A 26,606-nucleotide genomic window follows, 5' to 3' on the forward strand; every position below is an offset into this window, starting at 1 on the left:
GCCCGCGCGCCGCTCAGAGCAGGTTGTCGATGGTGATCGGCAGGTCGCGGATCCGCTTCCCGGTGGCGTGGTAGACGGCGTTGGCGATGGCGGGCGCGATACCGACCAGGCCCACTTCGCCGACGCCCTTGGTGCCGGTCGGCGTGCCGCGGTCGGGCTCACCGACGAAGACCACGTCCAGCTCGGGGATGTCGGCGTTGACGGCGACGAGGTAGTCGGCGAACGTCCCGTTGGCGATGCGGCCGGTACGCGGGTCGGTGACCGTGTCCTCGAAGAGGGCCATGCCGATCCCGCCGACGGTCCCGCCGATGATCTGGCTCCTGGCCGTCTTCTCGTTGAGGATGCGGCCGCCGTCGATCGCGGACACCACCCTGGCGACGCGGATGAGTCCGAGGTCGGCGTCGACGCGTACCTCCACGAACTTCGCGCCGTACGCCCCGGCCAGGGACATGCCGATGTCGGCCGGCTTCGGGGGTGTGCTGCTCCCGGTCGCCGTGAGCTGGGGCAGCTCGTGCCGGGAGAGGATGTCGGCGTACGACTCCCCGCGGTCCGGGCGGCCGACGAGGTGGACCCGGCCGCCGGAGGCCTCGACGTCCTCGGGGGAGGCACCCAGCAGCGGTGAGTCGGCGTCCCCGCGGGCGAGTTCCGCGAACTGCCCCACGAGCCTGCGGCAGGCGTCGTGCACGGCGTTGCCGAGCGCACCGGTCAGGCCCGAGCCGCCCGCCATCATGGAGTCGGGCATGTCCGAGTCGCCGAGGTCGAACCGGACCTTGTCCAGGGGCAGGCCCAGTTCCTCGGCGGACAGCTGCGCCATCACGGTGTACGTACCGGTGCCGATGTCCGTCGCCGCGCTGCGCACAAAGGCGCTGCCGTCGCGGTTGACGGTGACCTCGGCCATGCAGGGCGTCGCGAAGTACGGGAACATCGCGCTCGCCATGCCGAAGCCGACCAGCCAGTTCCCGTCGCGCATGGACCGCGGCTCCGGGTTCCGGTCGGCCCAGCCGAAGCGCCGCGCGCCGACCTCGTAGCACTCCATGAGCGCCTTGCCGGACCACGGCAGCCCGTTGCGCGGGTCGACCTCGGTGTGGTTGCGCATCCGCAGGTCCAGCGGGTCCATGCGCAGGGTGTAGGCCAGTTCGTCGAGGGACGACTCCAGCGCGTGGCAGCCCTGCGCCTCCGCGGGGGCGCGCATCGAGGTCGGCACGGCGATGTTCAGCTTGGCCTGCTCGTCCCGGGTGACCACGTTCGGGCACCGGTAGGCGAACGCGGTCCCGTGGGAGAAGGGTTCGTAGTCGTTGTCCTCCATGCTCAGCGAGCTGAGGCTGCGGTGGTCGAGACCGACCAGCTCGCCGTCGCGCGTCGCGCCCACGCTGAGCCACTGCACCCCGCTCGGACGGTGCCCGACGGAGGTGAACATCTGCGGCCGGGTCAGCACCAGCTTCACCGGGCGCTTGGTCGTCCGGGCCGCCATGGCGGTGAGGATCACGTGCGGCCACGCCCGCAGCCCGGCGCCGAAGCCGCCGCCCACGTAGGGCACCAGCACCCGTACCGAACTCTCGGGGATGCCGAACACCATGGCGAGGGTGGTGCGCACCATCGAGGGCCATTGGCTGGTGTCGTGGACGGTGAGGGTGTCCCCCTCCCAGACGGCGAGGGTGGCGAACAGCCCGAGCGGGTTGTTGGTGTTGTCCGCCGTGAAGTACGTCCCGCGCACGACGACGTCCGCGGACTCCAGGGCGGCGGCGACGTCCCCGCGCGAGTGGTCCATCTTCCACGGGTCCACCAGATGCTGCGCCCTCGGGTCCTGCAGGTCCAGCAGCGGCTCGGCGGCCTCGTACTCGGCGTGCACCAACCGTGCGGCCGCGGCGGCCTGTTCCGGCGTCTCGGCCACCACGAAGCCGATGTGCTGCCCGTGGTGCATGACCCGGTCGTCGCGCAAGGGTGCGGGCGGCGACTCGCCGAGCACCGTCGCGGGCCCCGTTCCGACCTGGGGGGCGTTCTCGTGGGTGAGCACGGAGATCACGCCCGGTGCGCGTTCGGCCTCCTCGGTGTCCATGCGGACGATCCGGCCCGCGGCGACGGTGCTCTGCACCAGGGCGCCGTAGGCCTGGCCGGGGACGCTGAAGTCCATCGGGTAGGGGGCGGTGCCGGTGACCTTGCGCGGTCCGTCGACCCGGTTGACGCCGGCGCCGACCAGTGGCCTGCTCTCGACCGTGCTCATGCCGTCACTCCTGACACTGTCTGCAGCTCGCGGACGAGGGTCCGGCGGGCCAACGGCACCTTGAACGCCGTGCCGGGCACGGTCCACGCGTCGCGCATCGTCGCCTCGGAGGCGTCCCGGAACGTGGCCGTCGTGGCGGGAGCGCCGGTCAGCACGTGCTCGGCCTCGTACGCCCGCCACGGCTTCGAGCCCACGCCGCCCAGCCCGGCCCGGGCCTGACGGATCGTGCCGTCCTCCACGACCAGCACCACGGCGGCCGAGGTCAGCGCGAACTCGTACGACACGCGGTCGCGGACCTTGAGGTACCCCGACCGGGCGGTGGGCGGCGGGAGCGGGATCTCGACCTCGGTGATCAGCTCGGCGTGCTGCAGGACGTTCTCCCGCTCGGGACTCTCGTCGGCCGTCACGTAGAACTCCGTCAGCGGGACGCTGCGCCGGCCCGACAGCCCCTGAATGTGCACGACCGCGTCCAGCGCCACGAGTGCGACGGCGAGGTCGGAGGCGTGCAGCGCGATGCAGTTCTCGTTCACGCCCAGCACGGCGTGCATCCTGGCCGCGCCCTGCACGGCCGCACAGCCGGTGCCCGGTGCGCGCTTGTTGCACTCGAGGACGGCCGGGTCGCGGAAGTACCGGCAGCGGGTGCGCTGCAGCAGGTTGCCGCCGATGGTGGCCATGTTCCGCAGCTGCACCGACGCGCCCAGCAGCAGGGCCTCGCGCACCACCGGCAGCCGCTCGGCGACCGTGGCGTCGGCGGCCAGTTCCTCCATCGTGGCCAGCGCCCCCACGTGGAGTGACTCGCCGCGCCGCTCGATGCCGTGCAGCGGGAGGCGGGTGATGTCGATCAGCGTCGGCGGCCCGAGGACCCCGTCCTTCATCAGGTCCAGCTGGGTCGTGCCGCCCGCGAGGCAGGACGCCGACGGGTCCTCCGCCAGCATCCGCACGACCTCCTGGGTGTCGGTGGCCCGAACGTACTCAAAGGTGCGCATCCTAACCTCCCCCGGCCGCCGCCGCCTCCCGGATCGCGGCCACGATGTTGGGATAGGCGCCGCAACGGCACAGGTTGCCGCTCATGAACTCCCTGATCTCCTCGTCGGAGCCGGTCCGGCCCTCGGCCATGAGCGCCACCGCGGACATGATCTGCCCGGGGGTGCAGAAGCCGCACTGGAAGCCGTCGTGGTCCATGAAGGCCCGCTGCACCGGGTGCGGTCCCTCCGGGTCCGCGACGCCCTCGATGGTGGTGATCGCGCGGCCCTCGGCCTGGGCAGCCAGCGTCAGGCAGGACAGCACTCTCCTGCCGTCGAGATGCACCGTGCACGCCCCGCACGCGCCCTGGTCGCACCCCTTCTTGGTGCCCGTCAGGCCCAGCCGGTCCCGCAGGGCGTCCAGCAGCGTGACCCGGGTGTCCAGGCGCAGGGTGTAGGACCGGCCGTTGACGTCGAGTGTCACGACCCGCTCGATGGTTCCGGGACGGTCCACGTCCCGCTCGCTCGCCACGTCCCTCATCGCGTCCTCCTCCGGACGGGTCGGATACGACTCGAGCCCCTCCTGGGGCGGATCCGGTGAGTTTGGTTCGTCAGGCGCCGTTAAAGGCGGGATCGACTTTTATGCGTCAATACGTCCGCCTTTCTCCTCAATATACGCCGAATGGGCGTTCCGGCATGGGCCAGTGGTCCGGCCCGGCCCAGGCCGCGCAAGCGACGACCGGACCAATGGCCCAGTCGAAACGCATCCGGTTGAGCCATGGGCCCGGAGGATGTTCTCCTGGGGGCGACGATGGCGTTGCGGCAGGCAAGGGTCCCCGCAGCGCCTTTTCCATGCGTGGACATGCGCCGCGACACGACGCAGGGCAGGGCGGGCACGTGGTGAGGCGGATGTTCATCGCACCGGACCCGGGGCGCGCGCGGCTGCGCGCCGCCTCGCGCGCGGTCCTGGGCATCGCGGGGGCCGTCGCCGCCGAGACGGCGGCCGGGCTGCCGCTGCCCGCCGTCGTGACGGGCGGCCTGGCCGCACTGCTCGCGCTGTTCGTCGTCGGCGACCCGGGCCCGGCCCGCCAGGCCGTGACGACCGCCCTGATGCCCGCCGCGGGCCTCCCCGTCCTCTGGCTGGCCGCGTGGCTGCACCCGCACCCCGGCGCACGGGACGCGGCCTTCCTCGCGGTCGTCTTCGCGGGGGTCTACGCCCGCCGCTGGGGGCCGCGCGGCCACGCCCTGGGCGTCTTCGCCTTCATGATGTTCTTCGTCGCCCAGTTCCTGCGGGCCTCTCCCGCCCTGCTGCCCGGGCTGTACGCGGCCGTGGGCCTCGGACTGGGCTGCGCCGCCCTCGTCCGCTTCGGCCTGTGGTGCTATGAGCGCGGTGCCGTCCGGGCGCGGGCCGTCGTCCTGCCCCAGCCGCGGGGGCTGCGCCGCCCGACGACCCGGCAGGCGTTCCAGGCGGCGCTCGCCGGCGGCATCGCGGTGGCGGTGGGCCAGGCGCTGTCCGAGGACCGCTGGTACTGGGCGGTCGGCACCGCCTGGTGGATCTTCGTGAACACCACCTCGCGGGGGGAGACCCTCGTACGCGGCTTCCGCCGGGTCCTGGGCACGGTCACCGGCATCGCCGCCGGGCTCGCCGTGGCGCTCCCGCTGCACGGGGCGCCCGCGCCGACCGCCGCTCTCGTCGCCGTGTGCGTCTTCGGGATCTTCTACACCGCCCCGGTCTCGTACAGCTGGATGATGTTCTTCGTGACCTTGATGGCCGGGCTGCTCTACGGCCTGCTCGGCATCCTCCACCCCGGTCTGCTCGCGCTGCGGCTGGGGGAGACCGCCGTCGGCGCCCTGGGCGCGGCCGTCGCGGTCCTCGTGGTGCTGCCGGTGACCACGCACGCGGCGACCGACGCCTGGATCCGCCGCGCGCTGCACGCGGTGCACGAGTTCACGGGCGAGGCCGCCCGCCACCTCGCCGGCGGCCCGGGCGACGACCTGGCCCGGCACGTGGCGGAGCTCGACGTCCTCCTGGAGCGGGTGCGGGCCGCCGTCGCCCCGCTGGTGCACCCGCTCAGCCCGATGCGGCACCGCGGGGCCCGGGCCCGTACCGTCCTCGCCCTGCTCGACGAATGCGCCCGCCAGGTCCGGGGCCTCGCGGAGGTCGTGGCCGATCCGCACGCCTGCCACGACGAACGCCTCACGGCGGCGTGCCACCGCGTGGAGACCGCCGTCCGGCGCCTGGTGCCCCCGGGCGCAGCCGGGAGCGTCGTGCCCGCGCCCGGGGCGACCGCAGGTGGGACGGCGCGCCCGCACCCGCACGCCGACCGGGCCCTGGAGCACCTGCGCGGCCTCGAGGCGGCCCTTACCGGCCTGGTCGTCCCCCTCGGCGCCTCCTTGCGCCGGGAGCCCGCCGCCGAGCCCGTCTGAGGCCGTGCCCCGGGCGCTGGGCGGAGGTGCCCGGGCCCGTCGACGGGCGGCGTGCCCGCGGCGCACGGAGGCCGGTCGGCGGCGCCGGGCGTGCGTGCCGGCTTCATGTGCGCCCCCGGGCCGAACGGGACCGGTCACGGTCGTCACGTGACCGGATTGCGTCCAACCTGGGTCGTGATGTCGTCAATTCACCCGAAAGGGCGTTCCGTTCGGCCCGGCGTGCCAGGATGACTGACTCCGGACGAGTGGTGAGACCGATTCCAGTCTCGTGCCGTACCCGTGGGCCGTGCGGAAACGGTTCACGCAGGGCGGTCTTGGGGGTGCCAGGCGTGCTGAGATTTCTGCGCCGTACCGGGGGGAAGAGCGAACGGCGTACCGGGCCGGCCCGCGTCCCGCCCGCGGCGGAGCACCAGCGGATGGAGGGCCCGGAGCCGCTGGCCGGCTGCCCCGCGGGGCACCCGCAGGCCGCGGACGAGGGCGCCGAGGCGCCGCGTCCCGATGACGTGGCGGCCACCTGCCCCGTCGACGGCGCCGCAGGTCGGGACGGGGGCGCCGCCCCGGCCGTCCGGCACAAGGACGTGGACGTCCGCGCGCTGGCCACCGACTTCCTGCGGCAGTACCACCGCGAACTGCCCGGCGCCGCCGGCGACCCGCAGCAGCGGCTTGCCGCGGTGCTCGCGGAGATCGACGCGACGGGCACCTACCGGCACACCCACGAGGAACTCGTCTTCGGCGCGCGGGTCGCCTGGCGCAACAGCAACCGCTGCATAGGGCGGCTGTACTGGAACTCCCTCCAGGTCCGCGACCGCCGCCACGTCGCGACCGCGCGCGGGGTGGCCCTGGAGGCCGCCGCCCACCTCAGGGTCGCGACCAACGGCGGGCGGATCCGCCCGGTCATCACCGTCTTCGCCCCGGACACGCCCGACCGTCCCGGCCCGAGGATCTGGAACGACCAGCTCATCCGCTACGCCGGCTACCCCCGCCCCGACGGCGGTGTCGTCGGCGACCCCGGCAACACCGGCATCACCGAGGTGGCCCGGCAACTCGGCTGGCCCGGCGGCCCCGGCACGCCCTTCGACGTCCTGCCCCTGGTCGTGCAGGGCGGCGCCGAACCGCCGCGCCACTTCCCGCTGCCGGCCGACGCCGTGCTGGAGGTGCCGATCGCCCACCCGGAGCTCGACTGGCTGGCGGAGTGGGGCCTGCGCTGGCACGCCGTCCCGGCCATCTCCTCCATGTGCCTGGAGATCGGCGGCGTCTGCTACCCGGCCGCCCCCTTCAACGGCTGGTACATGGGCACCGAGATAGGCGCCCGCAACTTCGCCGACGCCGACCGCTACGACCTCCTGCCGCGCTTCGCCGACCGGCTCGGCCTGGACACCGGCAGCGACCGTTCGCTCTGGCGCGACCGGGCCCTGGTCGAGCTCAACCGGGCCGTCCTGCACTCCTTCGACAGCGTCGGCGTCAGCATCACCGACCACCACACCGAGTCCCGGCGCTTCCTCGCCCACATCGAACGGGAGGAGCGCAAGGGCCGACCCGTGGCCGCCGACTGGTCGTGGATCGTGCCGCCCATCTCCGGCTCGGCCACCGGCGTCTTCCACCGCTACTACGACACCGGCGAGCTGACCCCCGCCTACGTGCACCACCCCGAGTCCCTCGCCCTCGCCCGCGGCGAGACGCTGGTGTGACGGGGGCAACGGGATCGGTTTCCGGCCACTGCGTTACTCTCAGCCGCCGTACAGACAACCTGCGGAAGAGGTACGGCAGTGGCCGGGCACGTTTACATCGGGTCGTTCACCTCGGCGGGCGGCAAGGGACTGACCACCGCCGCCGTCGACCCCGACTCGGGAGCGCTGACGGTGCTGCGCGCCGACTCCGCGGTGGAGGACCCCTCCTTCCTCGTGCTCTCCGAGGACCGCGGCCTGCTCTACACCGTCAGCGAGCACGCCGAGGACGGCGGCGCGGCCGTGTTCTCGCTGGCCGACCCCGCCCGCCCCGAACCGCTGGGCGCCACGGTGCCGGTGGGCGGTGGCGCGCCCACCCACCTGTGCCTGCACCGGGGGCACCTGCTCACCGCCAACTACGCCTCCGGCACGGTCAGCGTGCTGCCGGTCGACGACCGCGGGGCGCTGGGCTCGCCGCGCCACGTCATGGAGCACGAGGGCGACGGCCCCGACCCCGAGCGCCAGGAGGGCCCGCACGCCCACATGGTGCTGCCCGACCCCTCCGGGCGCTGGGTGCTCACCGTGGACCTCGGCACGGACTCCGTGCGCGTCTGCGAACTCGACGCGGACAGCGGGGAACTGGAGGTGGAGCGCGAGATGGGGCTGCGCTCCGGCACCGGCCCGCGCCACCTCGCGTTCCACCCCCGTGGCGACCGCGCCTACGTCATGAACGAGCTGGACTCCGTGGTGACGGTCTGTCACTGGGACGCCGAGGTGGGCCGTCTGAAGCCCGTCGCCGAGGTCTCCGTGCTGCCCGCGGACGCCGTCGGCCCGAACTACCCCTCCGAGCTGGTCGTCTCGCCCGACGGCCGGTTCGCCTGGGCCGCCAACCGCGGGCACAACAGCATCGCCGTGCTGTCCGTCGACGAGAGCGGCGACGGGCTGGAGCTGGTGGAGACGGTGGACTGCGGCGGTGACTGGCCGCGCCACCTGACCCTCGACCCCTCGGGCAAGCGGCTGTACGCGGCCAACGAACGCTCCGGTGACGTCAGCTGGTTCGACGTGGACCCGGCCACCGGTACGCCGAAGCTCGCGGGCTCGGTGGCGGTGCCCGCGGCGTCCTGCGTGGTCTTCGGCTGACGGCGGCCGCCCCGGGAACGCGACGGCGTGGGGGGGGCCCCCCCCGGGGGCCCCGGGGGGGGGGCCCACCACGCCGTCGTCGAGGTCCCGCCGGTTCAGCCCAGCGAAGCGCCCTGCGACGGCTGGGGGATGCCCAGGGCCGCGGTGTACGTGGCGACGACCAGCTTGCCGATGGCCGGGTAGGGACCCAGCGCGTCGGCCGCGGAGCAGTCGGCCTCCTTGGCGGCGTCGTGCAGCACCTCGGGGGCGACCTCGGGACCGATCACGTACGGCGCGAGCGCCAGCGTGGTCGAGCCGGAGGAACGCAGCTGCTCGGCGGCCCCGGCGACTGAGTCCTCGATGTCCAGCGCGGCGGCCAGCACCGGCACCGCGAGTCGCGCGGCCAGCAGCAGACCGGTCACCCCGGCGGCCTGGACGGCCTCCTCGCCACCGACGGTGGCCAGGATGATGCCGTCGGCGGCCGTGGCCACCGTGAACAGGCGGGCGCGGTCGGCGCGGGCGAGGCCGGCCTCGGAGAGGCGCACGTGCAGCGCCTCGGCCAGCAGCGGGTGGGGGCCGAGCACGTCGGTGACCTCCGCCGCGGAACGGCTGTCCGCCACCGCCTGGCGCAGCCGGCGCATCACCGAGGCCTCGGGACCGGCCAGCAGCGGCACCACGACGGCCGCGGGCGTCTGGTCGCCGCGCTCGGTCGCGGCCTGGGCCAGCACCGACTCCAGGGTCGGGTACTCCTCGCCGTCGCCGTCGACGTAGCCGATGCGCGGGTCGAGCCCGGAGAGCTCGATGCGGGCGATGCTGACGATCTCCTCCGCGAGACTGCGTATCGCGGGGGAGGGAGTGCCGGGCACGGCGAGGACCAGCGCGGGTGCACCCTCAGGCGTGGTCAGCGGCTCCGGCCGCCGGTGCCGCCCGGGCTGGCGGGGGCGGGGCATTCGAACGGGCAGGCCGGGTGCGGGGCCTTCGGCAGTGCTCATGGCGAGGCATGCTAGTGCCTTTGCGCGCTCTGTTGTTCGGGCGGGTCCGTCGCAGGGGTTACCTGTCCGGTTCTGTCCCGATACGGTGCCGGGTCCGCTCGTCCCGGCACCGTATGCGTCCCACGATCAGCCGAGTCCGCGCGAGTCCTGCTTGAGGGCGGTGTCCACGGTGAGCGCGGAGGCGACAACCATGCTCAGCAGGGGGTCCGCCAGTTGCCGGTGGATCTGCAGCACGTAGTTGTCGGCCGTGGTGAACATCGTCTTCGCCAGACCCTCCCAGGTCTTGGTGATCCGGGCGACCTCGGTGTCGGTGTGGTCGACGATGGCGAAGTTCCAGGCCCGCCAGTTCTCGGCCTTGATCGCGCCGATCTTCTGGCCGTTCACCTCGAAGGAGAAGTTGATCTTCCCGATGGCGTTCTGCTGCACGATCTCGCCGAGCGTCGTGCCGTCGGCGCGCTGCACGATCACCTTGGACTTGATGAACTTCGCCGGCCGGGTCAGCAGCAACTGGGGCTGCCCGTGCGGGTCACGGACCTCCAGGCGCACCGACAGGAACTGGTCGACGCTCGAGACGAAGCGCAGCACCTTGCGCGCGGTGCTCTGACCGACCTGGAGCACCGAGCCGAGCTGGCGCCCGTGCTGGTCGAAGACGCTGTACTCGTTGTTCAGCTCGATGAGCTTGGCCTTCTGGTTGACCACCAGGACGGGCTCGCTGAAGAGCGTCCCCCCACCCGGGCCGGTGGGGGCGACGCCCGCCTGCTGATGCACCTGGCGCTGGATGCGCGCGGGGTCGGGACCCCCGTCGACGCCCAGCTCCCAGGGGTTGTCCTTGGGCTGCGGCGGGACCTGCGCCCCGCCGGCGTGGGTGTGCTCCGTCCACTGGGAGCCGTCCCAGTAGCGCAGCAGGTTCTGCGTGCCGTGCGGGTCCGGGTACCAGCCCGCCGGGGTGTTCGAATGCGTCGTCACCCGGGCAGGGTAACGGCTGCCTCTGTCAGGGCAGCCGCCAGTCCACCGGTTCCGCGCCCTGCCGCGCCAGGAGGTCGTTGGCCCGGCTGAACGGACGCGAGCCGAAGAAGCCGCGGTCGGCCGACATGGGGGAGGGGTGGGCGGACTCGACGGCCGGCAGGTTCCCCAGCAGCGGGCGCAGCTTGCGCGCGTCGGAGCCCCACAGGATCGAGACCAGCGGCTTGCCTCGCGCGACGAGCGCCCGCATGGCCTGTTCGGTGACCTCCTCCCAGCCCTTGCCGCGGTGGCCCCCGGGCTTGCGCGGCGCGGTGGTGAGCGCCCTGTTGAGCAGCAGGACGCCCTGCCGGGTCCAGGGGGTCAGGTCCCCGTTGGAGGGCTGGGGGAGGCCGAGGTCGGTGTTCAGCTCCCGGTAGATGTTCTGCAGGCTGCCGGGGAGCGGTCGCACCTCCGGGGCCACCGAGAACGACAGCCCGACGGCGTGCCCCGGGGTGGGATACGGGTCCTGGCCCACGATCAGCACCCGGACGTCGTCGAAGGGCTGCTGGAACGCGCGCAGCACGTTCGCCCCCGACGGCACGTAGGTGCGGCCCGCGGCGATCTCGGCGCGGAGGAAGTCGCCCATCGCGGCGATCCTCCCCGCGACCGGCTCCAGCGCCTTGGCCCAGCCTTCTTCGACGATTTCGTTCAACGGTCTTGCAGCCACGGTGAGTCACTCTAGTGGCTCACACCGACAGTCAGACCACAGCCGCCCGGACGCACAGCACATCCGGCAGGTGCGAGGCCACGAGCCGCCAGGTGTCGCCCTCGTCGGCGCTGGCGTAGACCTCGCCGTTGCGGTTGCCGAAGTACACGCCGGCCGGGTCGGCGTCGTCGGTGCGCAGTCCGTCGCGCAGGACCACGCCGTAGTGCTCGTCCGTGGGCAGGCCGGCGGACAGGGCCGTCCACGAGGCGCCGGCGTCCTCGGTGCGGTAGACGCGGCAGCGGTAGTCGGGCTGGTAGCGGTCGCTGCCGTCGTTGACCGGCGAGACGTAGGCGACGCCGCCGCGGCGGGGGTGGACGGCGACGGCGAAGCCGAAGTCCGCGGGCAGGCCCTTGCCGATCTCCGTCCACGACGCGCCGGCGTCGTCACTGCGGTAGACCCCGCCGTGGTTCTGCAGGTAGAGCCGGTCCGGGTCCACCGCGTCCCGGGCGATCTTGTGCACGCACTGGCCGAACTCCGGGTACGGGTCCGGCAGGAACTCCGCCTTGAGCCCGGTGTTGGACGCCTCCCAGCTCGCGCCGCCGTCGCTGGAGCGGTAGACCCCGCCGGAGGAGACGGCAGCGATCACGGCGTCGGCGTCACGCGGATCGGTGACGACCGTGTGCACCGCCTGCCCGCCGAACCCGGCGCCCCACAGCTCCCGCTGGGGGTGCTCCCACAGGCTCCGCACGAACTCGAAGGTCACGCCGCCGTCGTCGGAGCGGAAGAGCGCGCCCGGTTCCGTGCCCGCCCACACCAGGTCGGGGGCGTCGGTCCCGGCGGGCTGGATCTGCCAGACGCGCTCCAGCGAGGTGTCCGTGTCCTTGGGGAAGCGCACCGCGGGCCGGGCCGGCTCCTCCCAGCTGCGCCCGAGGTCGTCGGAGCGGAACACCGACGGCCCCCAGTGCGAGCTGTCCGCGCCGACCAGCAGCCGGGGCACCGCCCGCCGGGTGTCGATGCCCACCGAGTACACCGCCTGCATCGGGAAGTGCGGGCCGGTCAGCTCCCACCCCCCGTCGGCTGTCCGCCGTCCGAGGAACAGGCCCTTGCGCGTGCCGATCGCGAGTACGACGTCGTCCATGACGCACCATCTCCGAGCTACGGGAATGTGTCCTGCATCACAGATTCTGCACCGTCCCACCGACAACGGGGGGTCGCGGCGCGCGTTCGCCCCGGCGACGGGTCCCGCCGCGGACCGCAGGACGAGGGGTCCCGCACGCGAACAGCTCGGTGGCGGGGCCGGACCGTCGTGCCGTCAGCCCCGGTGGAGCCCCGCCTCCTCGGCGCCCGAACCGGAACCGCCGGGCAGGTGGTTGAAGAGCAGGTTCAGCGCGATCGCGGTGATGCACCCCGCGCTGATGCCGCTGTCCATCACCGTCTGGAACCAGTCGGGGAAGGCGTCGTACACATGCGGCACGCCCACCGGCAGCAGTCCCACGGCGACCGACACGGCCACCACGGTCAGGTTGCCGTTGCCGTGGAAGTCGACGGTCGACAGGGTCCGTACCCCGCTCGCCGCCACCGTCCCGAACATCACCAGGCCCGCCCCGCCCAGCACGGGCGCCGGGATCGCCGCGACCACCGCGCCCAGCTTGGGCAGCAGCCCCAGGAACACGAGGATGCCGCCCGCGGTCGCCACCACCCAGCGGCTGCGCACCCCGGTCATCCCCACGAGGCCCACGTTCTGCGCGTAGGCGGTGTACGGGAAGGTGTTGAACACCCCGCCGAGCACGGTCGAGACGCCGTCGGCGCGCAGCCCGTCGGCGAGCCGCCGCGGCTCCACATGGCGGCCCGTCAGCTCGCCCACGGCGATGATGTCCCCGGTCGTCTCGGTCATCGTCACCAGGGCCACCACGAGCATGGAGACGATCGCCGCGCCCTGGAAGTCGGGCGTGCCGAAGTGGAACGGCGTGCTGATCCCGAGCCAGCCGGCGTCGCCGACCGCGCCGAAGTCGGTGAAGCCCAGCGGCACGGACGCGAGGGTGCCCACCACGATGCCCGCCAGGACCGCGACGCGCGCGACGACGGGGGGCGCGAAGCGCTGCACCAGCAGGACGACCACCAGCACCGCCGCCGCGAGGCCGATGTTCCGCGGCGCCCCGAAGCCGGCCGACCCCGCCCCTCCCGCGGCCCAGTTGCCGGCGACCGGCAGCAGGCTGAGCCCGATGACCAGGATCACGGTGCCCGTCACCAGCGGGGGGAAGAACCGCAGCAGCCGCCCGAAGACCGGTGCCAGTACGACCATCACCACTCCCGAGGCGATGACGGCGCCGTAGATCGCGGGGAGTCCGCCGCGCTGGCCGATCAGCACCATGGGTGAGACCGCCGCAAAGGTGCAGCCCTGCATGATGGGCAACCGGACGCCGAACCGCCACCATCCCACGCACTGCAGCAGTGTGGCGATGCCGCACACCAGCAGGTCCGCCGTGATCAGGTAGGCGAGGTCGGCGGGCGACAGCTCCAGTGCGCCGCCGACGATGAGCGGCACGGCCACCGCCCCGGCGTACATCGCCAGCACGTGCTGCAGCCCGAACGCCCCCAGCTGGACGGCGGGCAGGACCTCGTCGACGGGATGGACGGCGGAACGGTGCGGCGGCGTCGCCACAGGCGGCTCCTCGAACGCGGCGCGGGTGTGCGGTGGCAGGACGAAGCGGCTGCCCTGGACCTGGGGGGACTGTCCCGCGGCCTCACCCCGTGGGGCGGGCGGCCGCCAACAGCCCTTCCCAGTCCTGGATCTTCACCGTCGTGCGGTCCAGCGACCGGCCCAGCGCCGCTTCGGCGGCCTCGATGGCCTCCCACCCGGTCCACTCCACCGGGTCCTGGCCGAGCGCGCGCAGCCCTTCCAGCGGATCAGCGGCCGCGGTGTGCCGGGCCAGCAGCTCGGGGGCGTCGGCGACCAGGGCAGCCGCCGTCTGCTTGGCGCAGGGGCGGTTGGTGCCGATGACCCCGGTCGGCCCGCGCTTGATCCACCCGGCGACGTACTCGCCCGGTGAGGGCGCGCCGTCGCGCAGCACACGCCCCTCCTCGTTGGGGACGATGCCGAGCCGGTCGTCGAACGGCAGCCCCTCCAGGGGGACGCCGCGATACCCGACCGACCGCAGCACGAGCCCGGCCTCGATGTCCTCCAGGACGCCGGTGCCGCGCACCCCGCCCTGCCCGTCCGGCGCGGTCCGCTCGAACCGCACCCCGGTCACCGCGTCCTCACCCAGCACGGCCACCGGCCGCAGGAAGAAGCGCAGATGGATGCGGCGCCGCCGGCCCGCCGGCGGCCGGGCGGCCCAGCCGCGCAGCACCTCCACGTTGCGCCGGGCGACCGGGACGAGCCCCTGCGGGTCGGTGTACGCGGGGTCGAGCGCCAGTTCCGAGGGCCGGACGACGACGTCCGCGTCGGGCAGGTCGCCGAGCTCACGCAGCTCCTTGGTGGTGAACTTCGCCTGCGAGGGCCCGCGGCGCCCCACCATGTGGACGTCCGTGACCCGGCTGTCCGCCAGGGCCCGCAGCACCTCCTCGGGCACATCTGTGCGGCGCAGCTCCCCGGCGCCCCGGGCCAGGACGCGTGCCACGTCGACGGCCACGTTGCCGACCCCGATCACGACGGCGGAGCGGGCGTGCAGGGGGAAGGTGCCGGGAGCCTCGTCGGGGTGGGCGCTGTACCAGGAGACGAAGTGCGTGGCCGCGCAGCTGCCGGGCAGGTCCTCGCCGGGCACCCCCAGGCGGCGGTCGGTCGCGGCGCCGACGCAGTACACGACCGCCTGGTACAGCCCCAGCAGCGCCCGCGGGGACAGCCCGGGACCGCCGACCGTCACATTGCCCAGGAAACGGATCCGGGGGTCCTCCAGGACGCGTCGCAGCGTGCCCTGCAGGGACTTGATCTTCTCGTGGTCGGGGGCCACCCCGTACCGGACCAGTCCGTACGGGCAGGGCAGCCGGTCGAGCACGTCGACGGCGACGTCCGGCACCGACTCCTGGCGGGTCAGCGCCTCGGCCGTGTACACCCCGCTGGGACCTGATCCGACCACTGCCACACGCAGCACGGGCGCCTCCCCTTCGGCGAGGGTTGGGTTCACCTCGGCGGCCCGTGCGCCGCCCGGGACGGGCGGGACGGGCGGCCACGTCCAGCATCGCACCGAGGGACCACCGGGGGGAGGGCACCGGCGCGTGTCGCGGCCGGGGATGTCAGCCCATGGCCTGCATCCGGGCGATCTCGGCGCTCTGCTGGGCGATCACGTCGTTCGCCCACTCGCCGACCTGGACGTTGCGGCCGTGGGTGAGCTCGTCGGTGGCCATCGTCACCGCTCCGCGGTGGTGGGTGATCATCAGGTTCAGGAACTGCCGGTCGAACTCCGCGCCGCGCGCCGCGCGCAGCGCCGCCAGTTGCGCCGCGGTGGCCATCCCGGGCATCGAGGAGTGGTCGTGGTCGTGGGCGGCGCCATGGGAGCCGCCGTTGGTCTTGAGCCAGGCCTCCATGACGTCGATCTCCGGGCCCTGTGCGGCGTCGATGCGTGCGGCGAGTGCGCGGACCCGCTTGTCCGAGGCGTGGGTGCCGGCGAGGGCCGTCATGACAAGCGCCTGCTGGTGGTGGGCGACCATGTTCGTCACGTAGGTGAGGTCCGCCGCGTTCGGTGAGTCGTCGGGCAGGGCCTCGGCCGCCTCGTCCCGAGACAGGGTGGTGGCCTTCTCACCCGGTGCTCCCGGTGCGATGACCGAGGGCGCGGCGGACGCGGAATCGCCTCCGGAACCGCCGTCGCAGCTGGTCAGGGCGAGGGTTAAGGCGGCGGCGAGGGCCAGCGCGGGCAGCGTCGCAACGCGATACGAAGAAAACACCAGTGCATTGTCATCTTTTGACGCGCGCATGAGAAGGGCCATACTGCCGGGGTCCGCATGAAGTTCAATCGCGAACGGACTCAAGGGAGGAACGCGGTGAAGCGCTTACGTACAGCCCTCGCTCGCCCCGGACGACTGGTGGCCCTGGCGGCCGCAGCCGTCGCGCTGCTCGGACTGGCGGCCCCGGCCCCCGCCACGGCCGACGGGAGCATCCCGGGTGTCGACGAGGTCGTGACGAGCGCCAACGTCGAGCACCTGGTGAACATACCCAAGCAGTCGCTCGGGGGATTCAACACCGACCTGGCGTTCCAGGGGAGATACGCCTTCGCCGGCAACTACGACGGCTTCGTCATCTGGGACATCAGCCGTCCCACCAGCCCCAAGATGGTCAGCCAGGTGCTGTGCCCCGGATCCCAGAACGACATCTCGGTCTCCGGGAACCTGCTGGTCCTGTCCACCGACTCCTCGCGCTCCGACAACACCTGCGCGAGCACGAGCCAGTCCGCCACCGAGAAGTCCTCCTGGGAGGGCGTCAAGGTCTTCGACATCAGCGACAAGGCCAACCCGCGCTACGTCGCCGCCGTGGAGACCGCCTGCGGCTCCCACACCCACACCCTCGTACCGGAAAAGCGCGACCTGTTCGTCTACGTGTCCTCCTACTCGCCCAGCGCGAGCTTCCCGGACTGCCAGCCCCCGCACGACGGCATCTCCGTCGTGAAGATCCCGCGCAACCACCCGGAGAAGGCGGCCGTCACGGCCTTCCCCGTCCTCTTCCCCGACGGCGGCAACCCGGGCGTCCCGCCCACCGACACCCAGGCGCGGGTCAGTGAGACCACCGGCTGCCACGACATCACCGCGTTCCCGAAGATGAAGCTCGCCGCCGGTGCCTGCATGGGTGACGGCATCCTGATGGACATCTCCAACCCCGAGCGGCCGAAGGTCCTCGACCGGGTCCAGGACGACGTCAACTTCTCGTTCTGGCACTCGGCCACCTTCAACGAGCGCGGCACCAAGGTCGTCTTCACCGACGAGCTCGGCGGTGGCGGCGGCGCCGAGTGCAACGCCGCGATCGGACCGAATCGAGGCGCCGACGGCATCTACGACATCGTCCGCAAGCACGGCAAGTCCGAACTCGTCTTCCGCAACTACTACAAGATCCCGCGCCACCAGGCCGACACCGAGAACTGCGTCGCCCACAACGGATCGCTCATCCCCGCCAAGGGCCGCGACATCATGGTCCAGGCCTGGTACCAGGGCGGCGTCTCCGTGTGGGACTTCACCGACTCCTCGCGTCCCAAGGAGATCGGCTACTTCGAGCGCGGGCCCCTCTCGACCGACACCCTGACCCTGGGCGGCTCCTGGAGCGCCTACTACTACAACGGATACATCTACTCGAACGACATAGCCAAGGGCTTCGACGTGCTCCGGATCTCCGACCGGCGCACCGACAGCGCCCGCGGCGTCCGGATCGCCGAGCTCAACGTCCAGACCCAGCCCGACTACCGCTGAGCGGTCCCGGGCAGCGGCGGGGGGGGCGGGGGGGGGGGGGGCCCCCCCCGCCCCCCCCGCGCCCCCCCCCCCGCCCCCCCGGCCCCCCCCGACCCCCCCCCCCCCCCCCCCCCCCCCCCCCCCCCCACCCCCCCCCGCCCCCCCCCCGCGCCCGGGGCCCGCCGCCCCCCCCCCCACCCCCCCCCCCCCCCCCCCCCCCGGGGGGGGGGCGGGGGGGGGGGGGCGCCGGGGGGGGGGCCGGCCCCCGGCCCCCACGCCGAGTTCCCAGGACAGTCCGTACCGCTGGAACATTTCGGCCCGCAGCCGCACCAGCGGCATCGCCGCGCCCGGGATCAACTGCGCGAACACCCCGCCCATGAGCTGCGCCCGCAGCATCCGGTAGTCCTGCTCGGGGTCCTGCGAACCCCAGGCCCTGACGGCGCCGAGCAGCAGTTCGGCCAGGCGCTGCCGCTCCTCGCACTCACTGAACCCCGCGGTCTGGAGGATGCCGGCCATGTGCGCCCGCATGACGACCGGGTGGTGCACGGGCAGCCCCAGGACGGCGTCGATCGCCCGGGCCAGCACCTCGCGGCCGTCGGAGGGGGCCGGTTCCCGCCCGAGGGCGGCGGCCACTTCGGTGTGCATCAGTCGGTGCACGGCCGACTGCAGCAGCAACCGCTTGCCGGGGAAGTAGTACGACACCAGACCGCGTGCCGAACCCGCGCGGTCGGCGATGTCCCCGAGGGTCGTGGCCTCGAAGCCGTTCTCCTCCACCAGTTCGACGGTCGCCTGCAGCAGACGCTCCCGAGAACGCCGGCGCATCGCTTCATTGACCGACGGTCGCCGAGGGGACATGCTTTACTCCTGCGTTGACTGGCTCGGAGCCAATATACTCAGGGCCGGCCCGCGATGAACGGCATGCTCACGCGGGTCCACGGGGGTGAGGTGCACGTACCCGGCGGCGCGGGGGACCGCCGGGTACCGCACCTCCGAGCCGGTCGCCCGGGCGCCCTCAGATCCCCGTCACGCGGTCAGGAACCCGTCACGCGGTCAGGTCCAGCACCGGCAGCAGCCCCGACGGCCGCTGTTCCACCGGCAGGTGGTCCACCAGGTGCAGCGTGCAGCCCAGCGCCGCCGCCCCGCCGTCCGCCCGCCGGTCGTCCCCGACCATCACGACCCGCTCCGGCGGCAGCCCCAGTCCCTCGCACGCGACGCGGAACAGCCGCGGATCCGGCTTCTGGACGCCGTGTTCGAAGCTCAGCACGAAGACGTCCACCAGTCCCTCCAGACCGTGCGCCCGGAACACCGGCCGCAGGTCCCACCCGATGTTGCTCACCACCGCCACCGGCACGCCCCGGCGCCGCAGTTCCTCGAGCACCTCCACCGTGTCCGGGTACGGCGACCAGGCGGCGGGCTCCATGTGCCGGTCGTACAGCGCCGCGTGGACGTCCCCCCACGGCAGCTCCACCTCCCGCGCCAGCGCGGTGAACGCCGCACGGTGGTGCTCCGCCGACAGGTCCCGATCCCGGTACAGCCGCTCCAGCCGGGCCGGCACCCGCTCGGGTGCCGCCCCACCGGGAAGCCCTCCGGCCCGCTCCAGCCGTTCCGCGTACGCCGCCAACTCCTCCTCGCCGGGGGTGATCCCCATCCGCTCCAGAACGGCGCCCAGCCAGCTGCGGGCGGACTCGGCCCGCAGCAGCGTCCCGGAGAAGTCGAACATGCATCCCTTGATGGTCATGCCCGCCATCCTCCCCGCCCCGGCTTCCCGGTCAACACCCGGACCCGGCGCCGGCCGGGCCCCGGTCAGGAGGCGTCGAACCAGGGCCTGCCGGCCGCCCAGTGCCCGACCCATCCCGCGAACCCCGCGTCGAACGGGCAGGCGCCCTCGCCGGTGATGTTCCACACGCGGCCGCGCTGCGGTCCGGTGACGACCAGGTGCCAGTACATGCCGCAGCCGTCCGTGCCCAGCACGACCGAGCCGTGGTCGAACACCTGGGAGCGGAGCGGCGCGAGTTCCTCCTCGGGCCGGTCGTCGTCCTCCCAGAGCCACGCCGACGTCAGGGGGAAGGGCCGGCCGAGGTCGCGCTCGGGACGCTCGTCGCCCCAGTCGTCCGGCAATTCCTCCAACCCCACGAGCCCGAAGTCGGGAGGCCCCTGGAAGGAGCCGTCGGTGATCTCGGCGACGAACGTCCGGTAGGGCTCGGGCAGGACCACCCCGTGCCGCGCCTCGAAGGCGTGGACGGCCTCCCATCCGAGCGCCGACTCACCGTCATCGTCCACGTCGAAGGCCGCGCGGAGCGCGGCGAGGTCCTCGGGGGAGGCGTGTTCGGTGTCCATGCCGACCATGGATACCAGCCGGTGCGACAGCTCGGGAGGGCAGCCGGCGGGCGGCCCCGATCTCCCCTGAACCTGCACGACCCCCGGCCCTGACCGGCGGGGTCACGAGGACGTACGGCCCTGCTCCGAGGAGCCCGCGCGCCACGGTTCGCAGAGCGCGGCCGTACCCGTGAGCACGGCCGCCGCGAGCAGCCAGCCCCCCAGGACGTCGGAAGGCCAGTGGACGCCGAGGTAGACGCGGGTGAAGCCGACACCGGCGACCGACACGAAGGCGACGGCGCAGGCGGCGACGCACCAGGGGGAACGGGCCGGCACGCGGAGCAGCAGCAGCCACAGCAGTGCGCCGCAGACGAGCGCGGCGGTCGTCGCGTGGCCGGAGGGGAACGCCGCGAAGGCGGCCGAGTCGACGGGGTCGGGCCACCGCGGGCGTTCCCGCCCGACGAGGGCCTTGGCGGCCTGCTGGAGCACCCAGCCGAGGGTGCCGGCCACCACCAGCCACAGGGCCTGGCGGTTCTCGCGCCGTACGACCAGCCACGCCACGGCCGCGAGCAGCAGCAGACGCATCGTCAGCGGGTCCCAGACCCAGTCGGTGAGGACGCGGTTGAGCCGGGTCCAGCCGGAGTGCCGTACGGCGACGGCGTGCAGGTCCACGACGACGGCGCGGTCGGCGGCCAGCAGCGGCCCCCAGCGCGCCGCGACGAGCCCGAGCAGCAGCAGGAAGGCGGCGGAGACCGCCGCGCACTGGCTCAGGCACACGGTGCGCGGGGCACTGTCGGGGTCCCGGACGTCGGAAGGTGCGGGAGGGGCGTGCATGCAGCCGAGGCTACGTCAGCGCCCCGATTCCGGGGCCGAAGGCCACGAGCAACGGCACGACGGGAATCAGCAGCGCGCACGCCGAGGCGTGGGCGCGGCCGAGGCGGGTGAGGCGGGGCGCGGGGTCCAGCAGCCGGTTGACGCGGACCGGGACCTGCGCGTCCGGCGTGGGGCAGGGGCCGAACACGCCGCGGTCCTCGTTGAGTTCGACCAGGGCCAGGGCCGTGGTGAGCCGCCCGAAGCGGCGTGAGGCGATGTCGTCGGCGGCCAGCTCGACGAGCCGGTGCACCTGGTCGCGGAACCCGGCGAAGACCGGCACCTGCGGGAAGCCCGAGGCCAGCGCCCCGGCGCAGTGCAGCAGGACGTCGTGCCTGGCCCGCGCGTGGCCCTGCTCGTGGGCGAGGACGGAATCGAGCTGACGGCCCTTCAGCCGCCGCAGCGCGGCCGTGGTGATGACCAGCTGCGGCCGGGGACCGGTCAGCCACCAGGCGTCCGGACGCTCGCCCTCCAGGACGACCAGCCGCTCGTCCGGCGCGGCGGCCTCACCGGGCAGCCGGGGCGAGCGGGCCCGCAGTTCGGTGCGGCGCGCCCGCTGCCGGGCCCGGGCCCCGCGGATCTCGCGGGCCAGCATGGCCGCCGTCCAGGCGCCCCCGCAGGCCAGCAGCACCGCCAGGTAACCCGCCCAGGGGCCGTAGCCGGGCAGCTCGTAGGCCTCGACGACATCATGGGGGGCGAAGGCGAACAACCCCTCGCGCAGCGAGGACCAGGTGGCGGAGGCGCTGAGGGCCATGGCCAGGAACAGGCACAGCAGGACCGCGCCGACCACGCACTGCCACACCCACAGGGCCAGCACCGGTTCCCGCTCGGGCCAGACGGCGCGGGTGAGCAGGCGCGGGGCCATGGCGGCCGCCACCGCACCGAGCAGGAGCAGCGCGAGCGGGACGGTCATGCCGCCAGACTATGAGGGTGCCGCTGCGCACGGGTACGTTCCCCGGCGGGAAAGTGACGCGCCTCACTGCCGTCACAGCGTGAGGAGCATCGCGAACATCCCGATCGCCATGGACACGCGGCACGCCGACGTCAGTTCTGGCGCGTGCGCCACCGGGACGACGCCACCCGCGGGCGCCGGACCGGCCGCGGTCACGGCGGCTGGGACCGAGACCAGGCGGACGCCCGCCGCCAGGACGTACACCGCGAAGTAGGCCAGCAGCAGCCCGGTCGCCGCGGGCGTGCCCGCCGGGGTGTGACCGGCGTGGGCCGCGCCGCCGGCGGCACCCGCGGCGCCCGCCTCGGCCATGGCCACCGCCATGTAGACCATCGCCCCCGTGCCCACCGCGTGGTGCAGATGGTGCGGGTCGTGCCGCGCCAGCAGCAGCGCGCGCACCGCGGCGGCCCCGAAGACCAGGCCGAAGGCCGCGGCGGCCCACCGTGGCGGATCGAGGACCGACACCGGCACCGCCATCACGGCCATGCCCATCCCCATCAGCGCCTCCGCGCGCGCCGTCCGGCGTACGTCGGGCCCGGTGCCGGGGCAGCCCCGACGCGTGCGGAACAGGCAGTACGCCCCCGTGGCGGCGCCGAGCGCCACGAGCAGCCAGGCCACCAGCGGCGGTCCGTGCATGAGCGGCCCTCCTTCGGCTCCTTCGCGGAGGATGCCCGCCCGCGGCGGCGCACACTCCAGCGCACAGGCGTACCGGGGGAGCGCGGCACGGCCCGCCGCCGTCTCAGCTGCGGGCCCTCTGGGTGACGGCCACGCACACCAGGACCGCCACCGCCGCGGGCGCGGTCAGCGCGCCCAGGTCCTCGCCGAGCAGCGCGGCCGCCCACACCAGCGTCAGCAACGGCTGGGCGAGCTGCAACTGGCTGGCGCGCGCCACACCGACGGCGGCCATGCCCCGGTACCAGACCATCAGCCCGAGGAACTGGGACACCACCGAGACCCAGAGCAGCCCCGCCACCGCCTGCCCGCCCAGGTGCACGGGTTCGAGCGCGAGCGCGACCCCCGCCGCCGGAACCGTCAGGGGCAGCGCACCGACCAGCGCCCACCCGATGACCTGCCAGCCCGGCATGACCGAGGCCAGCCGCCCGCCCTCGACGTAACCGGCCGCGCAGACCAGCAGCGACGCGAAGAGGAAGAGGTCGCCCCTCGTCGGGGCGCCGCCGCCCTGCCACAGGGCGAAGCCGACCACGATCGCCCCGCCCGCGACCGCGGCCGACCAGAACAGCCGTGACGGGCGGGTCCCGACGCGTACGGCGGCGAGGACGGCGGTGACCAGCGGCAACGCGCCCACGACGACGGCGGCGTGCGAGGTGTCGGTGGTGCGCAGCGCCAGGGTGGTCAGCAGGGGGAAACCCAGGACGACACCGAGCGCCACGACCCCGAGCCCCACCCAGTGCCCGCGGTCGGGCCGCGGCACCCGTGCGACCGTGAGGCAGACGCCCGCCACGGCCGCCGCCAGCACGCCCCGGACGGTCGTGGCCGTCCAGGGGCCGAGTCCCGTGAGGGCCCAGTGCGTCGCGGGGAACGTCAGGGAGAAGGCGGCGACCCCCAACCCGGCGAGGGCGGTGCCCCGTGCACGGCTCCCGACCGCTATCGACGGGGCCGCAGTAGCGCTATTCTGTGCTGTCATGAATGACGGTAGCAGTTCCGGAAACCTCGCGGACACCCTGCGGGGCGAGCTCCAGCGCTACTCATCCGGTGAGAAGCTGCCCTCGAGCCGTGTCCTCGTCGAGCGCTTCGGCGTCAGCCCCGTCACGGTCTCCCGCGCCCTGGCCGCCCTCGCCGCCGAGGGCCTCGTGGTCACCCGCCCCGGTGCCGGCGCCTACCGTGCCCACCGTGCCGCGGGCGGGCCCCGCGCCGTCGACACCTCCTGGCAGCAGATGGCCCTCACCGTCGAGGAGCAGCACGGCGAACCCGCCCCCAGGGTCGTCGACGCCTCCGGCGTGACCGCCAGCCTCGCCGTCCCGCCGCCCGGGGTCATCGCCTTCAACGGCGGCTACCTGCACCCCTCGCTCCAGCCCGGACAGGCACTCGGCGCCGCGCTCGCCCGCGCCGCCCGCCGCCCCGGCGCCTGGGACATGCCGCCGCTGGAGGGTCTGACGGCGCTGCGGGCCTGGTTCGCGCGCGAGGCGGGCGGCCCCGGCGGCACGCTCGGCCCCGCCAACGTCCTGGTCACCGCGGGCGGCCAGGCCGCGCTAACCACCGCCCTGCGGGCGCTCGCCCCACCCGGTTCGCCGGTGCTGGTCGAGTCGCCGACGTACCCCGGCGCCATGGCCGTCGCCCGCGCGGCCGGGCTGCGTCCCGTCCCCGTCCCCGTGGACGACGACGGCGTGCGCCCCGACCTGCTCGCCGACGCCTTCGCCGCCACGGGCGCCCGGGTCTTCTTCTGTCAGCCGCTCTTCCAGAACCCCACCGGAGCCGTCCTCGCCGCGGACCGCCGTCGGCGGATCACCGAGATCGCCCACGCCGCCGGGGCCTTCCTGGTCGAGGACGACTTCGCCCGGCGCCTGGGCCACGGCGCCGAAGCCCCGCCGCCCCTGGTCGCCGACGACCCGTACGGCACCGTCGTCCACGTCACCTCGCTGACCAAGCCCACCTCGCCCAGCCTGCGCGTCGGCGCGCTCGTCGCCCGCGGCCCGGTCATGGAGCGGCTGCGCGCCATCCAGGTCGTCGACAGCTTCTTCGTGCCGCGCCCCCTCCAGGAGGCCACCCTCGAACTCGTCGGCGCCCCCGCCTGGCCCCGGCACCTCCGGGCCGTCTCCGCGGGCCTGCGCGAGCGCCGGGACGCCATGCTCGCCGCCCTCCACCGTGACCTGCCGGCGCTCGCGGCCGCTGTCCGCGTCCCCGTCGGCGGCTACCAGCTCTGGCTCCGGCTCCCGGACGGCACGGACGAGTCCGCGCTGGCCGCCGCCTCGCTGCGGGCCGGCGCCGCCGTGGCCCCCGGTCGCCCCTACTTCGCCGCCGAGGCCCCGGCGCCGTACGTGCGCCTCAGCTTCGCCGACACCCGCGGCACCGAGGAGATCGCCGAGGGCGTCCGCCGCTTCGCGGCCGCCTGCGCGGAGACCGGCGTGGCCCCGTGACCGGGGCCGGTGCGCGGACGCCGCGCCGCATGGCCAGGTCCGGCTCGTGACCGCGCGGGCCTACGGCCGGTATCGCAGCGGATGGTCTTCGGGGACCTCGACCACGCAGATCCGTACGCCGTCGGGATCCTCGATCCACATCTCCACCAGCCCCCAGGGCTCCTGGACGGGCTTGCGCACGATGCGGACCCCACGCCCGGCGAACCGCCGGTGGCACTCCGCCACGTCCTCGACCTGGAGCCACAACTGGAGCCCCGGAGCGGGCGGCTCGTCGGCGTGCCCCGAGACCTCGAGGAAGCCCCCGCCCAGGAAGAAGACGGTGCCGCGCTCCTCCCAGGGCCCGAACTCGCGGTAGACCGCGAGCCCCAGGTCGTCCCGGTAGAAGGCACGGGACCTGGGGAGATCGGTCGGCCGGAGCAGGATCCTGCTGCTCAGTACGTTCGTCACGGGCCCGAAGCTACCCATGCGCCGCCGGGAAAACCGGCTGACACGGCGCCTTCCGCCGGGGGAGGCTGCCCCGCATGGACCACGGCCCGGGCGCGATCGCCCCGCTGTTCAAGACCTGCACCGGCTGCGGCGCCGAGGCCGGCCACCACGCAGGTGTGATCGTCATCGACGGCGCCCTTCACTGGAGCGTGGAGGGTGCCTGCGAGGCGTGCGGTTCCGACGAGGTGGAGTGCGGGCGCGGCGAGGTCCCCGAGCACGTCAGCGCCGCCCTGATCGCCGCGCACGGCCCGGTGGTGCTGCGCGCCGAGCCGCTGCCCGGCGCGGCGGGCGCGCGGGCGCTCAAGACGCTGCGCGAGGTGTTCGGCCTGCCGCTCGCCGAGGTCCGCGGGCGGCTGCGCGCGCTCGCCGCGGAGGGGGAGCGGGGAACGGGGCCGGAGACGGCGCTGCTGGCCGCACGGCTGAGGGCGGTCGGATTCGCCGTCACCCTGGAGGCGGGGGAGCCCACGGGCGAGGAGCGCTAGGTGCCCACCGCGCACGGCCGCCGCCGGCCGGCCAACCCGGCCGCCCAGGGCCCCCCGTCCTCACCGCCGCTCCGTCCCGCGTGGGCCGAGGCAGGGGCCGCCAGGTGCGTCTCGTCCCGGGGAGCCTGCCGGAGGAGCTGCGCGAACCGCTCGCGGACTACCTCGCGGCGGGCCGGATCCTGGTCATCGCGGCGAGCCACGCCCCGGATCCACTGGCGGAGGGGCCGTACGAGTACGTCCGCCCGGGACGGGCCACCGACGGCACCTGGGCGTGGGACCTGGCCTGGGAGCAGTGGGTGCGGCGGCGCGGGTGCGCGCCGCCGGAGGAGTTCCTGCGCCATGTGCGGGCCCGGGGTTTCGTGCCGTCCCCCGATACGACCGGCTAGCCTCGGGACGAGCCGCCGCCGCAGAGAGGACGCCCCCGTCATGGAGACCGCGCAGCCCGTCGCCCGCCCCGTCTTCCGCACCGCCACCCGTGAGGACGTCCCGGCGCTCGTCTCGCTGATCGAGTCGGCGTACCGCGGGGAGTCCAGCCGCGCCGGGTGGACGACGGAGGCGGATCTGCTCGAGGGGCAGCGCACCGACCCCGAGGGCGTGGCGGCCGTCATCGACGGCGAGCACAGCCTGATCCTCGCGGTCGAGTCGGACGGCGCCGTCGTCGCGTGCTGCCAGCTGGAGAACCGCGACGGGCACGCCTACTTCGGGATGTTCGCTGTGCGTCCGGCCCTGCAGGGCGGCGGCATGGGCAAGCTGGTGCTCGCCGAGGCGGAGCGGCTGGCCCGCGAGGAGTGGGCGGCGGACGAGATGCACATGACGGTGATCACGCAGCGCGCCGACCTGATCGCCTGGTACGTGCGCCGGGGCTACGTGCGGACCGGCCGCACCAGCCCCTTCCCGTACGGCGACGCGCGCTTCGGGCTGCCCACCCGCGACGACCTCGCCTTCGAGCTGCTGGTCAAGAAGCTCGGCTGAGCCCGGCGCCCCGTCCCGGCTCGCTTCGCCCGCC

Annotated in this window: 25 protein-coding genes and 1 pseudogene; 8 read left to right on the forward strand and 18 right to left on the reverse strand. The window is 74.1% G+C overall.

Annotation, left to right across the window (positions count from 1 at the left end):
* Positions 1–13: 13 nt before the first annotated feature.
* From ACFZAU_RS00515 to ACFZAU_RS00525, 3 genes are read right to left on the reverse strand one after another with little or no spacing between them, the layout of a single operon-like run.
* Positions 14–2,221 carry a xanthine dehydrogenase family protein molybdopterin-binding subunit gene (locus tag ACFZAU_RS00515; protein WP_500550407.1) on the reverse strand — a complete coding sequence of 736 codons (2,208 nt, stop codon included), beginning with the start codon at positions 2,219–2,221 and terminating at the stop codon, positions 14–16.
* Complete coding sequence (locus tag ACFZAU_RS00520) at positions 2,218–3,207, reverse strand: FAD binding domain-containing protein (protein WP_500550408.1); 990 nt, start codon at positions 3,205–3,207, stop codon at positions 2,218–2,220. The genes ACFZAU_RS00515 and ACFZAU_RS00520 overlap by 4 nt, the downstream gene beginning before the upstream one ends.
* Position 3,208: 1 nt before the next feature.
* Positions 3,209–3,724, reverse strand: coding sequence for a (2Fe-2S)-binding protein (locus tag ACFZAU_RS00525; protein ID WP_500550409.1), 516 nt, complete (start codon positions 3,722–3,724; stop codon positions 3,209–3,211).
* A gap of 368 nt (positions 3,725–4,092) precedes the next feature.
* Between ACFZAU_RS00525 and ACFZAU_RS00530 the strand changes: the two genes are divergently transcribed.
* From ACFZAU_RS00530 to ACFZAU_RS00540, 3 genes are all read left to right on the forward strand, one after another.
* Positions 4,093–5,610: an FUSC family protein gene (locus ACFZAU_RS00530; protein WP_500550410.1), complete on the forward strand. Its 1,518-nt coding sequence runs from the start codon at positions 4,093–4,095 to the stop codon at positions 5,608–5,610.
* 416 nt (positions 5,611–6,026) lie between these two features.
* Positions 6,027–7,298, forward strand: a complete 1,272-nt coding sequence (locus ACFZAU_RS00535) for a nitric oxide synthase oxygenase (RefSeq protein ID WP_500551095.1) — start codon at positions 6,027–6,029, stop codon at positions 7,296–7,298.
* A 78-nt stretch (positions 7,299–7,376) separates the two neighbouring features.
* Positions 7,377–8,414, forward strand: a complete 1,038-nt coding sequence (locus ACFZAU_RS00540) for a lactonase family protein (RefSeq protein ID WP_500550411.1) — start codon at positions 7,377–7,379, stop codon at positions 8,412–8,414.
* A 95-nt stretch (positions 8,415–8,509) separates the two neighbouring features.
* On the opposite strand, the gene ACFZAU_RS00545 is transcribed toward ACFZAU_RS00540, so the two are convergent.
* The 7 genes from ACFZAU_RS00545 to ACFZAU_RS00575 all read right to left on the reverse strand — a co-directional run bounded on the left by ACFZAU_RS00545 (position 8,510) and on the right by ACFZAU_RS00575 (position 15,914).
* On the reverse strand, positions 8,510–9,385 hold the full coding sequence (locus ACFZAU_RS00545; RefSeq protein ID WP_500465099.1) for a sirohydrochlorin chelatase: 876 nt from the start codon (positions 9,383–9,385) through the stop codon (positions 8,510–8,512).
* A gap of 126 nt (positions 9,386–9,511) precedes the next feature.
* Positions 9,512–10,351: an LURP-one-related family protein gene (locus tag ACFZAU_RS00550; RefSeq protein ID WP_500465100.1), complete on the reverse strand. Its 840-nt coding sequence runs from the start codon at positions 10,349–10,351 to the stop codon at positions 9,512–9,514.
* 25 nt (positions 10,352–10,376) lie between these two features.
* Entirely contained in the window at positions 10,377–11,054 is a 678-nt protein-coding gene (locus ACFZAU_RS00555; RefSeq protein WP_499603096.1) for a uracil-DNA glycosylase, read from the reverse strand.
* A 31-nt stretch (positions 11,055–11,085) separates the two neighbouring features.
* Positions 11,086–12,171, reverse strand: a complete 1,086-nt coding sequence (locus ACFZAU_RS00560; protein WP_500550412.1) for a WD40/YVTN/BNR-like repeat-containing protein — start codon at positions 12,169–12,171, stop codon at positions 11,086–11,088.
* Between the two features lie 174 nt (positions 12,172–12,345).
* Positions 12,346–13,695 (reverse strand): nucleobase:cation symporter-2 family protein, encoded by a 1,350-nt coding sequence (locus ACFZAU_RS00565; RefSeq protein WP_500550413.1) that lies wholly within the window; start codon positions 13,693–13,695, stop codon positions 12,346–12,348.
* Between the two features lie 82 nt (positions 13,696–13,777).
* Positions 13,778–15,124, reverse strand: a complete 1,347-nt coding sequence (locus ACFZAU_RS00570) for an FAD-dependent oxidoreductase (protein WP_500550414.1) — start codon at positions 15,122–15,124, stop codon at positions 13,778–13,780.
* A gap of 142 nt (positions 15,125–15,266) precedes the next feature.
* Positions 15,267–15,914, reverse strand: a complete 648-nt coding sequence (locus tag ACFZAU_RS00575) for a DUF305 domain-containing protein (protein WP_500550415.1) — start codon at positions 15,912–15,914, stop codon at positions 15,267–15,269.
* A gap of 57 nt (positions 15,915–15,971) precedes the next feature.
* Here ACFZAU_RS00575 and ACFZAU_RS00580 point away from each other — a divergent pair, with 57 nt between their 5' ends.
* Positions 15,972–17,423, forward strand: a complete 1,452-nt coding sequence (locus tag ACFZAU_RS00580) for an LVIVD repeat-containing protein (protein ID WP_500550416.1) — start codon at positions 15,972–15,974, stop codon at positions 17,421–17,423.
* A gap of 210 nt (positions 17,424–17,633) precedes the next feature.
* Here ACFZAU_RS00580 and ACFZAU_RS00585 read toward each other — a convergent pair.
* The 7 genes and pseudogenes from ACFZAU_RS00585 to ACFZAU_RS00615 form a co-directional block, all read right to left on the reverse strand.
* Positions 17,634–18,257, reverse strand: a pseudogene (locus ACFZAU_RS00585) (TetR/AcrR family transcriptional regulator); the annotation flags it as partial.
* Between the two features lie 187 nt (positions 18,258–18,444).
* Positions 18,445–19,140, reverse strand: a complete 696-nt coding sequence (locus ACFZAU_RS00590; protein ID WP_500550417.1) for an HAD family hydrolase — start codon at positions 19,138–19,140, stop codon at positions 18,445–18,447.
* Positions 19,141–19,205: 65 nt separating this feature from the next.
* On the reverse strand, positions 19,206–19,739 hold the full coding sequence (locus ACFZAU_RS00595; protein WP_500550418.1) for an SMI1/KNR4 family protein: 534 nt from the start codon (positions 19,737–19,739) through the stop codon (positions 19,206–19,208).
* A 102-nt stretch (positions 19,740–19,841) separates the two neighbouring features.
* Positions 19,842–20,552: a phosphatase PAP2 family protein gene (locus tag ACFZAU_RS00600; protein WP_500550419.1), complete on the reverse strand. Its 711-nt coding sequence runs from the start codon at positions 20,550–20,552 to the stop codon at positions 19,842–19,844.
* A gap of 10 nt (positions 20,553–20,562) precedes the next feature.
* On the reverse strand, positions 20,563–21,501 hold the full coding sequence (locus ACFZAU_RS00605; protein WP_499603086.1) for a M56 family metallopeptidase: 939 nt from the start codon (positions 21,499–21,501) through the stop codon (positions 20,563–20,565).
* Positions 21,502–21,573: 72 nt separating this feature from the next.
* Complete coding sequence (locus ACFZAU_RS00610; RefSeq protein WP_500550420.1) at positions 21,574–22,173, reverse strand: DUF5134 domain-containing protein; 600 nt, start codon at positions 22,171–22,173, stop codon at positions 21,574–21,576.
* A gap of 103 nt (positions 22,174–22,276) precedes the next feature.
* Positions 22,277–23,182: a DMT family transporter gene (locus tag ACFZAU_RS00615; RefSeq protein WP_500550421.1), complete on the reverse strand. Its 906-nt coding sequence runs from the start codon at positions 23,180–23,182 to the stop codon at positions 22,277–22,279.
* Here ACFZAU_RS00615 and ACFZAU_RS00620 point away from each other — a divergent pair.
* The gene (locus tag ACFZAU_RS00620; RefSeq protein WP_500550422.1) at positions 23,181–24,632 is read left to right on the forward strand and encodes an aminotransferase-like domain-containing protein; all 1,452 of its coding nucleotides are present in this window, start codon (positions 23,181–23,183) and stop codon (positions 24,630–24,632) included. The genes ACFZAU_RS00615 and ACFZAU_RS00620 overlap by 2 nt on opposite strands.
* A gap of 60 nt (positions 24,633–24,692) precedes the next feature.
* Here the strand turns inward: ACFZAU_RS00620 and ACFZAU_RS00625 are convergent, their stop codons facing one another.
* Positions 24,693–25,079, reverse strand: a complete 387-nt coding sequence (locus ACFZAU_RS00625; protein WP_500465115.1) for a VOC family protein — start codon at positions 25,077–25,079, stop codon at positions 24,693–24,695.
* A 74-nt stretch (positions 25,080–25,153) separates the two neighbouring features.
* Here ACFZAU_RS00625 and ACFZAU_RS00630 point away from each other — a divergent pair, with 74 nt between their 5' ends.
* The 3 genes from ACFZAU_RS00630 to ACFZAU_RS00640 all read left to right on the forward strand — a co-directional run bounded on the left by ACFZAU_RS00630 (position 25,154) and on the right by ACFZAU_RS00640 (position 26,572).
* Positions 25,154–25,600 (forward strand): hypothetical protein, encoded by a 447-nt coding sequence (locus tag ACFZAU_RS00630; protein ID WP_500550423.1) that lies wholly within the window; start codon positions 25,154–25,156, stop codon positions 25,598–25,600.
* Positions 25,601–25,704: 104 nt separating this feature from the next.
* Positions 25,705–25,986, forward strand: coding sequence for a hypothetical protein (locus ACFZAU_RS00635; protein WP_500550424.1), 282 nt, complete (start codon positions 25,705–25,707; stop codon positions 25,984–25,986).
* 40 nt (positions 25,987–26,026) lie between these two features.
* Positions 26,027–26,572 carry a GNAT family N-acetyltransferase gene (locus ACFZAU_RS00640; protein ID WP_500550425.1) on the forward strand — a complete coding sequence of 182 codons (546 nt, stop codon included), beginning with the start codon at positions 26,027–26,029 and terminating at the stop codon, positions 26,570–26,572.
* Positions 26,573–26,606 lie beyond the last annotated feature (34 nt).

It is taken from the genome of Streptomyces sp. NPDC008238, from assembly GCF_042956445.1.
Classification (GTDB): Bacteria; Actinomycetota; Actinomycetes; order Streptomycetales; family Streptomycetaceae; genus Actinacidiphila.

What these genes read in the sequence shown, in the direction of transcription:
- ACFZAU_RS00515 (WP_500550407.1), bottom strand. Translation starts at nt 2,221, where the DNA reads ATGAGCACGGTCGAGAGCAGGCCACTGGTCGGCGCCGGCGTCAACCGG.
- ACFZAU_RS00520 (WP_500550408.1), bottom strand. Translation starts at nt 3,207, where the DNA reads ATGCGCACCTTTGAGTACGTTCGGGCCACCGACACCCAGGAGGTCGTG.
- ACFZAU_RS00525 (WP_500550409.1), bottom strand. Translation starts at nt 3,724, where the DNA reads ATGAGGGACGTGGCGAGCGAGCGGGACGTGGACCGTCCCGGAACCATC.
- ACFZAU_RS00530 (WP_500550410.1), top strand. Translation starts at nt 4,093, where the DNA reads ATGTTCATCGCACCGGACCCGGGGCGCGCGCGGCTGCGCGCCGCCTCG.
- ACFZAU_RS00535 (WP_500551095.1), top strand. Translation starts at nt 6,027, where the DNA reads ATGGAGGGCCCGGAGCCGCTGGCCGGCTGCCCCGCGGGGCACCCGCAG.
- ACFZAU_RS00545 (WP_500465099.1), bottom strand. Translation starts at nt 9,385, where the DNA reads ATGAGCACTGCCGAAGGCCCCGCACCCGGCCTGCCCGTTCGAATGCCC.
- ACFZAU_RS00560 (WP_500550412.1), bottom strand. Translation starts at nt 12,171, where the DNA reads ATGGACGACGTCGTACTCGCGATCGGCACGCGCAAGGGCCTGTTCCTC.
- ACFZAU_RS00580 (WP_500550416.1), top strand. Translation starts at nt 15,972, where the DNA reads ATGAAGTTCAATCGCGAACGGACTCAAGGGAGGAACGCGGTGAAGCGC.
- ACFZAU_RS00590 (WP_500550417.1), bottom strand. Translation starts at nt 19,140, where the DNA reads ATGACCATCAAGGGATGCATGTTCGACTTCTCCGGGACGCTGCTGCGG.
- ACFZAU_RS00595 (WP_500550418.1), bottom strand. Translation starts at nt 19,739, where the DNA reads ATGGACACCGAACACGCCTCCCCCGAGGACCTCGCCGCGCTCCGCGCG.
- ACFZAU_RS00600 (WP_500550419.1), bottom strand. Translation starts at nt 20,552, where the DNA reads ATGCACGCCCCTCCCGCACCTTCCGACGTCCGGGACCCCGACAGTGCC.
- ACFZAU_RS00605 (WP_499603086.1), bottom strand. Translation starts at nt 21,501, where the DNA reads ATGACCGTCCCGCTCGCGCTGCTCCTGCTCGGTGCGGTGGCGGCCGCC.
- ACFZAU_RS00610 (WP_500550420.1), bottom strand. Translation starts at nt 22,173, where the DNA reads ATGCACGGACCGCCGCTGGTGGCCTGGCTGCTCGTGGCGCTCGGCGCC.
- ACFZAU_RS00620 (WP_500550422.1), top strand. Translation starts at nt 23,181, where the DNA reads ATGAATGACGGTAGCAGTTCCGGAAACCTCGCGGACACCCTGCGGGGC.
- ACFZAU_RS00615 (WP_500550421.1), bottom strand. Translation starts at nt 23,182, where the DNA reads ATGACAGCACAGAATAGCGCTACTGCGGCCCCGTCGATAGCGGTCGGG.
- ACFZAU_RS00630 (WP_500550423.1), top strand. Translation starts at nt 25,154, where the DNA reads ATGGACCACGGCCCGGGCGCGATCGCCCCGCTGTTCAAGACCTGCACC.
- ACFZAU_RS00640 (WP_500550425.1), top strand. Translation starts at nt 26,027, where the DNA reads ATGGAGACCGCGCAGCCCGTCGCCCGCCCCGTCTTCCGCACCGCCACC.